Below are 14,231 nucleotides of genomic sequence, written 5' to 3' on the forward strand. Positions count from 1 at the left end.
TAGGAGCCTGGAATTTTAGGGGGAGAGCAGAAAAATGGCTATGGATCCACCCGAATAGGGGAAGACCCATGTATAACCAGTATATTAGCCGAGCCGCACTGCCACCCCAAGAACCGCGTTACATCAATTTCAGCCACCTCTCGGGCGGGAGATCAAACTGAACGGGTAGGTTCCTTTTCCCTGCCACTACTTTCCCCAGAGCTGTGAATCGACGCCTTCGAGAGACTTATTCAAAAGTTTCATTGCTTCGTCTTACCCACCGCAGCCGAATTCTCCACCACCGGCTTGCGCCACCAATAGCCCCCGCTGCCCATGGCCTGCCAGGTCCAGCGCAGCCAGCCGAGCAGGGCCGAGGCCAGCCAGACCGCCCACAGCAGGATCGCAAGGCGGTACACCCACAGTGGCGCACTGACGATACTGGTCTCGGGCAAACGGGGCGCGCTGCGGTCGACAAACCAGCGCAGCTCGCTACTGCTGGAGCCGTTGCCCACGACCTGCATGTCCGGTTGCCCGAGCAGTCCGGCGGGAATCACGCTGACCAGCACGACCAGCGCCAGCACGGTCAGCAGGCCCAGGCCGAGCTGGGCACTGTTGCGCTGCTTGCCCGTGAGCTCGGCGCCGTTGCGTTCGCGCCAGTCCACCGCCAGCAGCCAGCCCACCACCAGTACCAGTGCCGGCCAGGAAACAGTTGAGAATCCCAGGCCCAGCAGCAACCAGTGATGCAGGCGCAGCGGTGTGCGGCCACTGCGTGAGAGCCCGAAGGCGACCAGCAGCATCACCGCAAGGGCGGCCCAGTAGAGCACTGCCGGCCCCAGCAGGGGCCCACCGGTCCAGAGCACCCAGCGGCGGTCGGACAGGGTAGCGGTGATGCTGACATTGGCTGAAGCAACACCGAGGTCCGGGACGGCACTCTGCCAGAGCAGCGCCGTGCCTTCCGGCTGGTGCCAGCGCACCATCAGATGTTGCTCGCCCGGAGCAAGCGCCAGGCGCAGCGCGCCGTCCTCTGCCTGCAGGTTTTGCGCCCGGCCCTCGATGCTGGCCTCCAGCAACTCCGCCTCCGGCGGCAGCTGTACGGTATGGGTACTCGCGCGGGTGGCGCGCAGACTGGTGTGCAGGGTGTATTCGGCACTGCGAGCGCCGAGGCGTATATCCAGTCCCACCCGGTCCGCCGCCAGCCAGGAGCCCTCCAGCGGCGTTATTGCCGCAATATCCAACACCAGGGTTTCCCCCGGCAGCGGCCTGAAATGCTGGCGGCCGCCGGGATCGCTGGTGGCGACCAGCGGGGTGCCACTGGCCTCCACCCGCCACAGGCCAGAGCTGCTGATCCGCCACTGCTCGCTGCGCGTATACAACGCGGGAGCACTCACCTCCAGGCGGGTCACCGGCGCGATGCTCGACAGCCATTGTCGCTGCCCCGTGCCCGCCGGCAGCGTCAGTTCAACCACGCCATCGCGCACGGCCAGGCTATCGTCCAGCGGGTTTTCACCCGGCCACAAAGGAATCGTCAGAACGAGATTGCCGGTAGCCGGGGCGAGCCGCTGCACCCGGGTCAGCAGGCGCCATTCGCTACCGAGGTGCAGCTGCCGTTCTACCCGGTAAAACGGGCTGGGGTCGAAACCGCGACGGCTCAATACCGGGGTCTCCGAGGCGGTGCCCGCCGTGGGCGTCTCACGGCGCAGCTCCAGGGTATCGCCGGCGAGACGGCCAGCGCTGATCCCTGCCGCACTCCAGCCCGGGCCGGTATCCACCAGGACGGCTCGCGGCGGAGTGGCAAACTGCAGCGAGGCCCTGTCTGCTCCGGGTGTCAATGCTGCCCGCAGCTCGACCCGATGCACGCCCCGTTCCAGCCACAGCCAGCGCTGGTTTGCGCTCTGGCGCAGGCTGCTCGCCTCCGCGCCGTCGACCCGTAGTTCCAGTATTTGCCACCCCGGTTGTACCCTGGGCAGCGCCAGGCCCGCGTCGGCCTCGGCGTGCACATCCATCCGCAGGCGTAGAGTCGTGCCGTCGATAGTGAGTGCGAAGGCGGGCAGTTCCAGGCAGGCAGGCGCGCAGGCGGGTGGTCGCAATAGCCAGTCGCGCAGTTCCTGCAGCTGTTCCGGGGACGGAACTGCGCTATCCGCCGCGCTGGCCTGTGGCGGCGCCAGCAGCAGGGTCGAAAGCAATACCAATGCCAGGGACGCCGTAGCGCCGCTGCCCATGCCGGGTCGTGGGGAGGGCGGTTGAGCCCGGAACCAGCGCCAGCACAGCACGGCCAGTGCCAGCACGCTGAGTACGCGCAGCAGGGCGGTGAACCAGCGCGGCAGGATTACCAGGCGCATGGTTTGCTCGGCAAGCACAGGGCCGCTCCAGCTGAGCTGGGCGCGGTGCCAGCTCCAATCCGGCTGCCCCGGTCCGGCCAGTGCCTGGGGGCTGATTTCCGCAGCGGGGAGCGGCCCGCGGGCCATGGCGACATCAGGCCCGACTCTTGAATAGGCTACCTCGCCAACCGCGAATTTCCTGCTCTCCGCGCTGGCCGGGGCGGCCGCCTCAGCCATGTCCTGACCGGTCTGGGCGATGCTGCGATGCAGTGGTTGGGCGTGATCAATCTGGTACAGCTCCAGCTGGGGAAAAAGTGCCAGCCGCAGTTGTCCGGCGACAAAGGGCAGGGCGACCAGGACCAGCCCGATCACCAGGCCCCGATACACGACGCCGATAGCGTGCGCGAACACACCACTGCCACCGACCGCTTGGCGCAGCAATTGCACTGCGGCGGTGCCACCCAGCAGGTAGAGCAGGGCCGGGTAGTCCGGGTAGGCCAGGGCCATCAACACCAGCCCCAGCAGACCCCAGGCGCGACCCAGCAGGCGTCCCAGCAGCATGCCGGTCACCAGCACCAGGAACAGGTCGAGCAGGTTCCAGCCGGCGAGCCAGGTGTCCGGCGCCCGGTCCGCGCCTGGCGCGGCCAGCAGGATCTGCCCCGGGGGCAGGTGCAGGGTCATGTCGACGCGGTCAAAGGTCTGATCCCAGCCGCTGACCCGGATGTTGCCGCCGGTTGGCACCCTGGCACTGGCCTCAAGGGCAAGCTGCACCGTACGCAGTTCGACGCCGCTGCTGCCGTCTGCGCTCGCGCTGAGAGGCTGGGGTACGCCGTCGAGCTCGGCTCGGAGCAGGGCCCAGGGCGCGCTCTGCTGCAGGCGCTGGAGGCCCCCCGTGGTGCCGGTAATAGTGTCGGTGACATGCAGGGCGGGCTGGTGGAAGTCCATCCAGGCCTGCCGCCGCAGGGTGAGCCGAGGTTGCCCGGTATTGCCGAGGCCGCGGCTGCGAAGCTCGGTGGTCAGTGCCTCACCGGCACTCAAGCGCCAGGCCGGAAACTGCTGCCAGGCTGGCGGAATATTCTCCTGCAGCGGGTCTACAGCGCGGCCACCGCTCAACTCCAGGGTCCGCAGGGCGGGGTCCGCGGTATAGCTCCAGAGCTCACTGGTGGGCCAGGGCGCGGCGCCGGTGATCGCCTTCAATGCGGGCAGGGGGGAACGGGCGCGGGCTAATATAGTCACGCTGTGCTCTCCGGGTCGCAGCAACAGGAACAGCCCCTGCTCCGGATGGAGGCCCGCTTCCAGGGATGAAGTCAGGCTCATGGCCTCGAAATCCGCTGGCACCACCGCTCCCAGCGCCAGCTCCCGCAAGGCGCCGGATACGGTCAGCCGGAGCCGCGTTTCAAGCAGCACCGGGACGCCGTCTACAACCCGCCGGAACACCTCGATCTCGAGGGCGTCGGCGGGCACCGCGCTGGCAGTGTCTGCTCGCGGCAAGCCCAGCCAAAGGCCCTGTTTGCCGTGTTCGGGAGCAACGCGGGCCACACCGTCCACGGACAGCGCGACCCAGCCGTAGAGTGCGGGCAGTGGCAGGTAATTGGGCCGTTCGGGCCAGTCCAGGCGGCCCTCTAGACGATGGGTTCCCGCCGGCAGGCGCAGGGTTGGCAGGCCATTGTGCCGCACCACCGGCCAGGGCTGGCCGTCGACCAGCACCGCGCGCGGCCACAGCTCAAAACTCCCGGGCAGTGGCAGCCAGTCTTCGGCGTAGAGCGTGGCAGCGCCACGGAAAACGGCTCCGCTGCTGTCCACGTTGAGCTCCAGGCGCCCCGGCCAGGCGCAGGCCCAGGCCTCCGGCTGTGGGGCCCGCGCAGAGTGGAGCAGGGGGCAGCGGTGTTCGGGAATGTCCCGCAACACCCACTCCTGCCAGTCCCGCAGCGGCTCCGGCACGGCCACGGTTTGGGCCTGCACCCAGAGTGGCAGCAACAGCAGGGCAAGAAACCTGAGCATTCTATGCTCCCGAATCCGGCGCCGGCCGCGCTGTCAGCTGGTCGAGTCCCTCACTTTTGCGCAGGTTGAGATCGACCTGCGGGAAGGCGATTTCGATGCCGTTTTCGCGGAACAGGCGATCAACCTCCCGGTTCATTTCATCGACGGCTGGCAGACGGTCGACCACATCCTTGACGTGCACACGCAGTTCGTGATTCAGGGTGCTGTCGCCAAAACGGAGGAACAGTACCTGCAGGGGAGGGTCGTTGAGGGTGCGCGGATTGTCGCTGCCGATTTGCTCGAGCAGCTTTCGCGTCAGCGCCAGGTCGGAGCCGTAGGCGACACCGACACTGATTGTCACCCGGGTGATGGTGTCGTGCAGTGACCAGTTGATCAGCTGCCCGGTGACAAAATTCTTGTTGGGAACGATGATTTCCTTGCGGTCAAAGTCGGTAATTGTGGTGGCGCGGATGCGAATTTTGCTGACGGTACCCGACAGGTCGCCGATGGTGACAACATCGCCTATGCGCACCGGGCGCTCGAACAGGATGATTATGCCGGAGACCGCGTTGGCGAAAATCTCCTGCAGCCCGAAGCCCAGGCCCACGCTGAGCGCGGCAACCAGCCACTGCAACTTGTTCCAACTCACCCCAAGGGCGGCCAGTCCGCTGATGAAGCCGATGCTGACGATCACATAGCTCAGCAGGGTGGTGACAGCGTAGCTGCTGCCCTGCTGCAAATTAATTCGCGACAGCACCAGTACTTCCAGCAACCCGGGCAGGTTGCGGGCCAGGGTCACGGTAAAGATGATGATGATCATGGCGCCAAGGACATCCGCGACACTCATCGGTACCAGTTCGGGCGCGTCCCCGGTGCCCGCGTTGTACTCCCAGAGGGTGATGGAGTCGAGGTAGGCGGTAGCACTCACCAGGTCGGACCAGACCAGGTAGATGAGGACCGAAAACAGTGCCAGGATAGCCAGCTTTGCCAGACGCAGCGACTGCTCATTGACCTGGGCCATGTCGAGCTCCGGTACTTCCACTGCGACCTCGCTCTCTGCGCCCTCCCGGCTCAGTTCTGCTTCGCGCCGGGCCAGGGCGCGTTGGTAGGCGAGATGGCGTCCGGCAACATTCAAATTGCGGACGATGGTGCCCTCGACGAGCATCCAGACAACGATCAGGTACAGGGTGTACCAGTATTTGTGGGCGAGATTCACCGCCGTGTACTGGAAGCCCCAGAACGTCATGCCGGCCAGGAGAAGGGGCGTGGCCGCCAGCGCCAGGGTGATGCCCAAGTGGGCGGTTTTCGAGCTGTACAGGGGTTGCGTGCTCCACATGCTGCGCCCGAGCAGCACGCCCAGCAGCGTCATGCCGATGATGATAAACAGCCGCCCCAGCGCGTCCTGCTCGCGGTAATCGGCCAATTCAACATTGATGGTAGTGACCAACACCAGTGGCAACAAAATCCAGGCGACATTCCGCACCAGGTTATGGAGTTGTTGCACCAGGACGTTTTGCCAGCGGAAGTGGCGTCCCGCCAGGCCCGCCGGGTCCAGCACCCGATACAGCAGGTGCAGTACAAACCAGGCCAGCGCCAGCTGAATCAGCGCCGCGCCCGTTACCGGCAGCACTGGTTCCAGCCGCAGGCAGATCAGTCCGACAGTCACCAGGGCCAGCGGCACGGGGGCCACCTGTATCGACGTCAGCAGCAAGGCCAGCGGAGTACGGAAAGTGGTGTCCCGACGGAAATGCCTGACGTCCTCATGCAGCTTTGCCAGCCGCAGCCGGAGCCTGCGGCGGAGTCGCGCGTAGGCCCCGAGTAATAGCAGTGACGGCAACAACCAGGGCCAGTTCTCGCGCAGGTTGATGAGGAGACTGGCCGCAAGTTCCTGCAGGCCCATATCCTGCCATTGCGCCTTCAGGTTCACCGGCAGGGCTGCCAGCCAATCGCTGTCGACGCGACGTGTGCTGGCGACCCAGATCAACTGGTCATCAATCCTGCTATGCAGGTTTTTGCTCAGGGAGCGCAAGCGCTGCTGATTCAGTTGCAGGGTGATGGCCTGGCTCAGCAGGGAACTGATAATTGGCTCCAGCTGCGCAAGAAGGTTTGCCCGATTGCTGATGACCTGCTGCATATCTGGCCGCAGTGCGTCCAGTTGATCTTCCGGCAGGGCAGATAGAAGCCGGCTGACCATTTGCTCCTGGTCATCCAGTTCGCGCTTCATCTCGTTCAGCTCGAACTGACGCAGTCTCAGGTCGGCAATCTGGTCTGTCGCGGCGAGGGCGCCGCGAATCTGCGGCAGCGCCCGTTTTTGCTGGTGCAGGACACGCGACAGCAGGACACTGCCGCGCAGGACATCGATTTGTTGCTCCAGGGCCTGCTCGACCTGCAGCAAATTTTCGATCTGCTGGGCCGCGGCGATGCTCTTGCGGGTCATTTCACCGACATTGCCTGAGGCGGTCAGCAGTTCCTCGCTCAGTTGCCGGTTGAGTTTGACCTGGTTGCGTAGCAGTTGGTGGTCGCTGGTCAGTGCCAGGCTGTCGGTGGCCTCGGAAACAGCCTGCAGCGACTGGCTGCGACGGGCCTCGTCAAGCAGGCGCTGCAGCGTGTCCATAACTGTTTCCAGCGCCTTGTTCTCACCTCGCAGCAGCGCCCGCTCCGCTTCCGCAAGTTCCTGCAGAACGGCGTTGCTCAGCAGCTTGCGCCGCAACAGCTTGCTGGTCTCACTCAGGTGCTCCTGCTCTGCCTGCAGGCGAACGATCCTGGCCTGATTGAGCCGGCCGTCCGGCTGCCGCTCCAGCTGGCGCAACTCCTCGTTAAGTTCCTGCTCGCGAGCCTGGTTGGCGGTGATCTGCGCCTGCGCCGTCTCAGGACGGGTCTTGGCGGCAATCAGCTCGGCGTTGACTGCCGTCAGTTCCCCCTGCAGCTCAAACATGGCGCTGACCTGTTCTCGCAGCCGCTCCTCGAGCGTAGCCAGGTCTGCCTCACCGAACTCGCTCCGAATGCTTTCCGGGGAGGGAGGCACCAGGCTCTCCAGCTGCTGCCGGTATTCGCGTATTTGCGCGGGAGCCTCTTCGATCCGGGTGCTCAGGGCGGTCTGGTCTTCCAGCAGCGCGTCACGCTTGCGCAGAAGCTCTATTGCTGACTGGTACAGCTCCTGCAGCTCCTGCTTTTCAGTATCGGACTGGCTGGCTTCGACGGTCTGCTGCAGCTCTTCCTGCAGGGAGTCGACGCTGGGCTCGGCTGCGATGGCAGGGCTGGAAAGCGGTGAGAGGCCGCAGGTGAGCAACAGCGGGGCAAAAAATCGGCCAAACCTGAACATGGGCACCACTTCCAGCATTGGTAACGCGCAAGGGTAGTCTGCCTGTCGCGGTTTGGGAAGAAGCTGTTATCCTTTGCGCACGCCAAACACCAGCACAGGAGCTTACCCTTGGAACAGGCACTCAGGACCATGCTGACCATGCAGGACCGGATGAACACCCGGGTCCATCCGGACTGGATCGGCCAGCAGTTCGCCTGGTATCGCGCGCTATGGATAGAGTGCGCGGAGCTGATCGAACACTATGGCTATAAATGGTGGAAAAAGCAGTCGCCAGAACTGGAGCAGGTGCAGCTGGAAGTGATCGATATCTGGCATTTCGGGCTCTCTGCCCTGTTCGCCAGCGGTGACAGCATTGACACCATGGCCGCGAACATTGCGGCGGAAGTCGGCGAGTTCCAGCCGGCGGGGCTGGGTGTGCGCGAAGCCACCGAGGCCCTCGCCCTGCATGCCCTGCAGAGCAAGGGGTTTTCTCCGGCTCGTTTCTGGGAGCTGATGCTGGCCTCGGGGCTGGACTTCGAGCGCCTTTACAGCGCCTATGTCGGCAAGAACGTGCTCAACTTTTTCCGCCAGGACCACGGTTACCAGGATGGCAGCTACCAGAAGCTGTGGCAGGGGCGCGAGGACAACGAGCACCTGGTGGAGGTGCTGGCGGCACTGGACAGCAATTCGCCTGATTTCGCGGACAGTGTCTACGCTGCCCTGCAGGCACGTTACCCCGGCACTGTGGTGACCGCCCGCGCATGAGTAACGACGAGGAGCGCCTGTCCACCACCGCCCTGGCACGCGCCCTGGAGATTCCCGTGCAACAGCTGTTTGTCACGCTCAAGGACTACGGCTGGATCCAGCGCCACAGCGACACCTGGCTGCTGACCCCCAAGGGCGAGTACGAGGGCGGCCGCTATCGCGACAGCAAGCGCTATGGGCGCTATATCGTATGGCCGCCGGCGCTGGTGCAGCACCCGCTGCTCAGCGCCATCGAATCCAACCAGCGCATCACTGCCAGCCAGATGCGGCGCTATTACCCGCGCCTGCAACCGCGGCAGCTGAACCGGGCCCTGGCCGAGCTGGGATTGCAGCAGCACAGTATTCTGGGCTGGGAGCTGACGGAGTTTGGCCGCCAGTTGGGGGGGCAGCAGACCGAGAGTGAGAGCACCGGCGCGTTCTATGTCAACTGGCCCCATGAGATTGTCGACCACCCGGTCATTCACCGGGAACTGGGACACTTGTCAGGCGAGCCCGATTGCGCCAGCGGCGAGGGCTTGTTGCCGGACTCGGACCCCGTGGCTCCTGACCTGTTTGCCGCAGAGACCCCCGGTGAAGCGGCGGCAGGGCCCGGGCCCGGGTGCAGCGGCATCGACGGCCACCGCACCGGCTCCCGGCTGCAGGCGCTGGTGTGCAACTGGCTGTACCTGGCGCAGCTGGCTCACGCCACCCAGCGTGCGCTGCCGGTGGAAGAATCCCTGCATGCGGATTTCTTCCTGCCCGCGGGCAGCGTCTACATCGACTGCTGGCAGGAGGAAGCCGCGCCGTCCCGCCTGTCCGCCAAACTGCGCAACAAGGAAGTCTGCAAGGAACACGGGCTGCGCTATCTGGAAGTCAAGGACAGCGACGCCGAACGCCTGGACGAAGTTCTCGGGCGCGGTCTGCTCGCCTTCGGTATCCGCTGCTAGGACGGACGCTGGAGCAGTACTCCGCACTCCATGTGGTCGGTATAGGGAAACTGGTCGAACAGGGCCAGCGCCTGCACCCGGTGCGTGTCGGTCAGAACCGACAGATTGGCGGCCAGGGTCTCCGGGTTGCAGGACACGTAGAGAATGGTAGGGAAGCGCTGCACCATTGCCGTGGTGGCCGGGTCCAGCCCCGCTCGCGGCGGGTCCACAAAGACGGTGTCCAACCGATAGTCCGCCAGCGGCCGGGGCAGGTCGGCCAGGCGCCGGAATACCCGCTCGCCATTCATCGCCTGGGTCACTTCCTCGGCCGCCAGCCGGATCATCTGCACGTTGCCAACGGCGTTGGCTTCCAGGTTCCACTGTGCGGCGCGAATGGAAGTCTTGGCCAGCTCGGTGGCGATTACCTGGTCAAAGTGTCCTGCCAGGGGCAGGGTGAAGTTGCCGTTGCCACAGTACAGTTCCAGCAGATCCCCAGTCAGGGGGTTCGCGGCGCGGCAGGCCCACTCAATCATCCGGATGTTGACCGCGGCGTTGGGCTGGGTGAAGGCCTGTTCGTACTGGCGGTACTGGTAGTCCCGACCCTCGATCTGCAGCTGTTCGGTGACGTAGTCACGGCCGATTACTTCCTTCTGCTTGCGACTGCGCCCGACCAGTGCAATTCCCAGGTCATTCGCAAGGGTTTTCGCCCTCAACCGCCAGGCCTCCTCCAGCCGCCGGTGGTAGACCAGCGTGACCAGGGTGTCGCCCGCCAGGGTGCTCAGGAATTCAACCTGGAACAGCTTGTGACGCAGTTCGGTATCGTCCCGCAGCTGTGCCAGTAGCGCCGGCATCAGCTGCTGGATACGCTCGCAGGCAATGGGAAAGTGCCGCACTGGCACCGGGGTATCGGGTTCGCCGCGGCGGAACATGACATAGTCCAGGCCGTCGCCATCGTGCCACAGGCGGAACTCGGCACGCATGCGAAATCCCGTACTCGGCGATGGGATGACTTCCGGGTCGGGTACGCCAAACGGCGTCAGCAAGTCCTGCACCCGCGCGGTCTTGGCGGCGAGCAGTTCGCTGTAACGGTCGGGATCAAATGAACTCAGGGGCATGGGCGCCTACAGGCAGTTGTCGGGTTTCGGGAGGCCGGCGATTTTACTGCCCAGCTTGGCCGGTGAACCGGGGAACAGGGACAGCAGATAAATACTCCTGCCTTTGTCGGGCCCCAACTGCTGCGCCACCCATTTCACCAGCGGACGCATGGCGGGGGAGCTGTCAAAGCGCTGGTAATAGGCCCGCAGCAATTCGAGGATCTCCCAGTGGGCGGGGGTCAGGTGGATATTCTCGCCCGCCGCAATCTGTTCCGCGACCTCAGGAGTCCAGTCCTGGAGCTCCCGCAGGAAGCCCTCCGGGTCGAAGGCGCTGATCGGCAGCACGGGCTGCTAGTACCAGGCCAGTTGGCGGCTGTAGCGTTCGCTGAGAGCGACGAAGCCGTCATCGTCCACTACGGTCGCGCCGGGCAGCAATCGCTCCCGCACGCCCGCCAGGGCGGCGTCGGCGTCGAGCACGAACAGGGCAGCGCCGCTGGCGGCCAGCAATTCCGCGGCTTCACTGCCGGCGAGTGCCGCATAGACACCGTCGCCCAGCAGCAGCAGGGCATCGTCCGGCCCGAGTACCGCGAGGCAGTCGCGCAGGGCGCTGTGGGCGGGGGAGCGGCTGAGGGTGTGCAGCAGCATGGCTCAGAATCCCAGGACGTGGTCGTGGCGGGCCAGCAGGGCCCGTATACCAGCAGCATCCAGCCATTCGGCGCCCGCGGGCAGGGCGTCCCGATCCAGCCCGAAAGCGGCTGCTGCGGCGGCGTCCACATGGAGTGTCTCGATCTCATAAAGTGGCAGCGAGTCGAGCACCTTGCGCAGGTTGCGCACCCCGGCTGCGCGGCTGTCCTGCTCCGACAACAGCTGGAGCACGCCTTCGCCCTGGAACAGCAGCGCGACCGGCTGGTCGAAAGCCGCCGCCGCCAGTGCCGTATCCAGCGCCGACCGGGGCAGGCTGCTGCCGGGGTGGGCGTGGCGGCTGACCACCAGGATGGACTTGCGCGCAGCCGCGGTCATCCTGCTCATCCGAAAGTGACCAGCCGGTCCGCGGTCTGGGCAGCTTCCACCAGTAGCCCCAGGCCGCCCAGCTCGAAGGCCGGGTGCACTGTAGCCCCGGGGCGCTCGTGGCGGGTGGCCTCGGTGCTGTCGAGCAGGCCACGTTTCAGGGCAGAGCTGATGCAGAGGATGAGCTCGGTCTGGTGCTCTTCGGCCAACTGTGCCCACTGCTGCAGGGGTGAGTGTTCGTCCTGGGGGGTGACCGCGGCGGCAAGGCCGGTCAGGGTGCCATTGTCGAGAAAGAATACCCGTTGCAGGCTGTGGCCGCGCGCCAGCAGGGCGCGGGCAAAGCGGACCGCAGTCAGGCTGGAGTGGCCCGACGCGGGGGCTGCCAGCACCAGCAGGGCGTAGTCCAGGGCCACGTCAGCTGCCCAACAAAAAACCCCGGCAGTGGCCGGGGTTCGGGGCGTTCAGGGCTTTTGCTTCAGTCATCGCCGCCCAGGGCGGTGAGCAGATGCAGCATGTGAATGAACAGGTTGTAGATGTTCAGATACAGCCCCACCGTGGCGCGGATGTAGTTGGTTTCGCCGCCGTGGATAATCCGGCTGGTGTCATACAGGATCAGGCCGGACATGATCATCACTACTGCGGCAGAGATGGTCAGGGACAGCGCCGGAATAGCCAGGAAGATGTTGGCTATCATGGCAACCACGGCCACCAGCAGGCCCACCATGAGGAAACCGCCCATGAAGGAGAAGTCCTTGCGGGTGGTCAGCGCATAGGCGGACAGGCCGAAAAATACCAGTGCGGTGCCGCCCAAGGCCTGCATCACCAGGGCGGGACCCCCGGGCATGGCCAGGTAGTGGTTCAGCATCGGGCCGATGGAAGCGCCCATGACGCCGGTGAAGGCGAAGATGGCCAGCAGGCCCTTGCTGGTATCGGCCATCTTGTGGACCACGAACAGCAGCCCGAAGCCCACCAGCATCAGCACCAGCGCAGCGCCCTGGGGCAGGCCCATGGCCATGGAAATCCCGGCCGTGATCGCGCTGAACAACAGGGTCATGCCCAGCAACATGTAGGTGTTTTTCAGCACCTTGTTGGTGCTGACCACAGACTCTGCGCCCGCTGTGTTCAGATTGTAGAAGCCTTTCTCTTGCATCGCTTGCTGCTCCATTGCTGTGCACACGAGGTGCGTTGAACACTTGGACTCAATGTTAGAGCCAAAGTTTCCAAAAACCAACTGTTTCCGCTCACTACTATGGGGACTATAGCCATGAAAATCAAATGGTTATTCCCGGATTGCCGCTATGGCGTCGAAGCGCTTTCGGCTCGGACCCAAATTGCTACGCCGCGCCGATCCGTATGGATTGGTAGTCCGATCGGCATTTTTTGCCTGACTGACTCTCCACATCGACCGCTGCAGCTTCGCAGGGGGCGGGCAACCAACTTAGACTGTCGTTTGAGTGCACAGTTGCGGCCGTGGCTGTGCAAATTTTGTAATACACCACGGGGATGAAGGATTATGAAAGTATTGGTTGTGGGTGGCACGGGCTTGATTGGCGGGCATGCGGCGCTGTATCTGGCTGACAAGGGACACGATGTCACCCTGATGGCGCGCTCGGCGCCGTCAGTGCCCGCGCTGGCACAGTTGCCCTTCATCCCCACGCACTACGTGGAGGATGATGTTGCGGACGGCCGGCTCAAGGGTTTTGACTGGCTGGTGTTCGCCGCCGGCGTCGACATCCGCCAACTGCCCCGGGACGGTTCCGTTACCGAGGAGGACTTCTACACCCGCTACAACACGGAGGGCATTCCGCGCTTCGTCGCCGCGGCGAAGGCGGCGGGGATCAAGCGTGTGGCCTACATTGGCACCTTCTATCCGCAGGTGGCGCCGGAAAAGATCAAGACCAGCCCCTACGTGCGTTCGCGCGCCCAGGCTGACGAGGCCATCCGCGCCATGAGCGACGACAGTTTTGCCGTCTGCAGTCTCAATGCCCCCTTTGTGCTGGGCCATCTGCCCGGGCTGGAGGTAGAGCACCTGTACTACAACTACCTGTATGCCAAGGGCTTCATGGAGGGTGTGCCGATGTTCGCGCCGGAGGGCGGCACCAACCACATCACCACGCCCTCCCTGTCGGAGGCGGTGCTCGGTGCCCTGGAGCACGGCGAGGGCGGGCGGGCCTACCTGGTGGGTGACGAAAACCTGACCTGGAAGGCGTACTTCGAGCTGTGGTGTACTGCCGTGGGCAACCCGCAGGACCTTGAGGTGCGCAGCGAGGAACATCCGCTGTTGCCGGATATGATCATGTTCGCCGGCCGCGGCGCCACCGTCAGCTACCAGCCGGAGGGGGTACAGGAACTGGGCTATGGCACGGGCCGGGTGGCCGCGGTCATCGCCGAACTGGTGGCGCATTACGGGGCCCGGCAATGAACCTGCAGGCGCTGCCCGCTGACCTCGCCGCGCGTTATGCGCGGGCGGTGGACGATCGCGATTTCGTCGCGATGGAGAGCATCATGTGGCAGGAATTCACCCAGCAGGGTCCGGGCTTCCGGGCTGAATCCCGCGCGGTATTTGTCGCCAACCTCGAGTTCCTGCGTCAGTTCGACAGCACGTTCCATTTGCTCGGGCAAGTCACCGGCGAGTGGCAGGGCAACAGCTATCGCGGCGAGACCTGGTGCGTAGCCTCACATTTCTATCAGCGAGAAGGGCGTCCGCTGTGTTTCGAGATGTATATCCGCTATCAGGATGTCATCGAAGTGCGGGATGGTGAGGGCCGCTACCTGCAGCGCGATCTCACCGTTGTTGCCCAGGACGAACGTGAGCTGCGGGCGCCGTCGTTCGGCGGCTAGGAGACTCCGCAAGCAGCTATTTTTGGCGTATGCTTGTGCT

The 14,231-nt window shown here is 64.7% G+C and carries 12 protein-coding genes; 4 read left to right on the forward strand and 8 right to left on the reverse strand.

What is annotated here, in order from left to right; all coding sequences use genetic code 11:
- Nucleotides 1–239: 239 nt before the first annotated feature.
- Both Q6D67_RS17655 and mscK read right to left on the reverse strand, forming a co-directional pair.
- Nucleotides 240–4,298, reverse strand: coding sequence for a hypothetical protein (locus tag Q6D67_RS17655; protein ID WP_304706993.1), 4,059 nt, complete (start codon nucleotides 4,296–4,298; stop codon nucleotides 240–242).
- Nucleotide 4,299: 1 nt separating this feature from the next.
- A complete protein-coding gene (gene mscK / locus Q6D67_RS17660; protein ID WP_304706994.1) occupies nucleotides 4,300–7,599 on the reverse strand; it encodes a mechanosensitive channel MscK in 3,300 nt (1,099 codons plus the stop codon).
- Between the two features lie 108 nt (nucleotides 7,600–7,707).
- On the opposite strand from mscK, the gene Q6D67_RS17665 reads away from it, so the two are divergent.
- Together Q6D67_RS17665 and Q6D67_RS17670 are read left to right on the forward strand one after the other, a co-directional pair.
- Nucleotides 7,708–8,343: a dUTP diphosphatase gene (locus Q6D67_RS17665; RefSeq protein WP_304706995.1), complete on the forward strand. Its 636-nt coding sequence runs from the start codon at nucleotides 7,708–7,710 to the stop codon at nucleotides 8,341–8,343.
- Nucleotides 8,340–9,269: a hypothetical protein gene (locus tag Q6D67_RS17670; protein WP_304706996.1), complete on the forward strand. Its 930-nt coding sequence runs from the start codon at nucleotides 8,340–8,342 to the stop codon at nucleotides 9,267–9,269. Before Q6D67_RS17665 ends, Q6D67_RS17670 begins: the two co-directional genes overlap by 4 nt.
- Here Q6D67_RS17670 and trmA read toward each other — a convergent pair.
- From trmA to Q6D67_RS17700, 6 genes are all read right to left on the reverse strand, one after another.
- Entirely contained in the window at nucleotides 9,266–10,363 is a 1,098-nt protein-coding gene (gene trmA / locus Q6D67_RS17675; RefSeq protein ID WP_304706997.1) for a tRNA (uridine(54)-C5)-methyltransferase TrmA, read from the reverse strand. The genes Q6D67_RS17670 and trmA overlap by 4 nt on opposite strands.
- A gap of 6 nt (nucleotides 10,364–10,369) precedes the next feature.
- Nucleotides 10,370–10,687: a TusE/DsrC/DsvC family sulfur relay protein gene (locus tag Q6D67_RS17680; RefSeq protein ID WP_304706998.1), complete on the reverse strand. Its 318-nt coding sequence runs from the start codon at nucleotides 10,685–10,687 to the stop codon at nucleotides 10,370–10,372.
- Between the two features lie 6 nt (nucleotides 10,688–10,693).
- The gene (tusB, locus tag Q6D67_RS17685) at nucleotides 10,694–10,987 is read right to left on the reverse strand and encodes a sulfurtransferase complex subunit TusB (RefSeq protein WP_304706999.1); all 294 of its coding nucleotides are present in this window, start codon (nucleotides 10,985–10,987) and stop codon (nucleotides 10,694–10,696) included.
- A gap of 3 nt (nucleotides 10,988–10,990) precedes the next feature.
- Nucleotides 10,991–11,371: a sulfurtransferase complex subunit TusC gene (gene tusC, locus Q6D67_RS17690; RefSeq protein WP_304707000.1), complete on the reverse strand. Its 381-nt coding sequence runs from the start codon at nucleotides 11,369–11,371 to the stop codon at nucleotides 10,991–10,993.
- Complete coding sequence (gene tusD / locus Q6D67_RS17695) at nucleotides 11,368–11,763, reverse strand: sulfurtransferase complex subunit TusD (protein WP_304707001.1); 396 nt, start codon at nucleotides 11,761–11,763, stop codon at nucleotides 11,368–11,370. Before tusD ends, tusC begins: the two co-directional genes overlap by 4 nt.
- Nucleotides 11,764–11,825: 62 nt before the next feature.
- Nucleotides 11,826–12,500: a Bax inhibitor-1/YccA family protein gene (locus tag Q6D67_RS17700; protein WP_304707002.1), complete on the reverse strand. Its 675-nt coding sequence runs from the start codon at nucleotides 12,498–12,500 to the stop codon at nucleotides 11,826–11,828.
- A gap of 363 nt (nucleotides 12,501–12,863) precedes the next feature.
- Between Q6D67_RS17700 and Q6D67_RS17705 the strand changes: the two genes are divergently transcribed.
- Nucleotides 12,864–13,772, forward strand: coding sequence for an NAD(P)-dependent oxidoreductase (locus Q6D67_RS17705; protein ID WP_304707003.1), 909 nt, complete (start codon nucleotides 12,864–12,866; stop codon nucleotides 13,770–13,772).
- Nucleotides 13,769–14,191 (forward strand): nuclear transport factor 2 family protein, encoded by a 423-nt coding sequence (locus Q6D67_RS17710; protein WP_304707004.1) that lies wholly within the window; start codon nucleotides 13,769–13,771, stop codon nucleotides 14,189–14,191. Before Q6D67_RS17705 ends, Q6D67_RS17710 begins: the two co-directional genes overlap by 4 nt.
- The last annotated feature ends 40 nt before the right edge of the window (nucleotides 14,192–14,231 follow it).

Origin of the sequence: Haliea sp. E1-2-M8 (assembly GCF_030649675.1) — a bacterium.
In the GTDB taxonomy this organism is placed as follows: Bacteria; Pseudomonadota; Gammaproteobacteria; order Pseudomonadales; family Halieaceae; genus Haliea.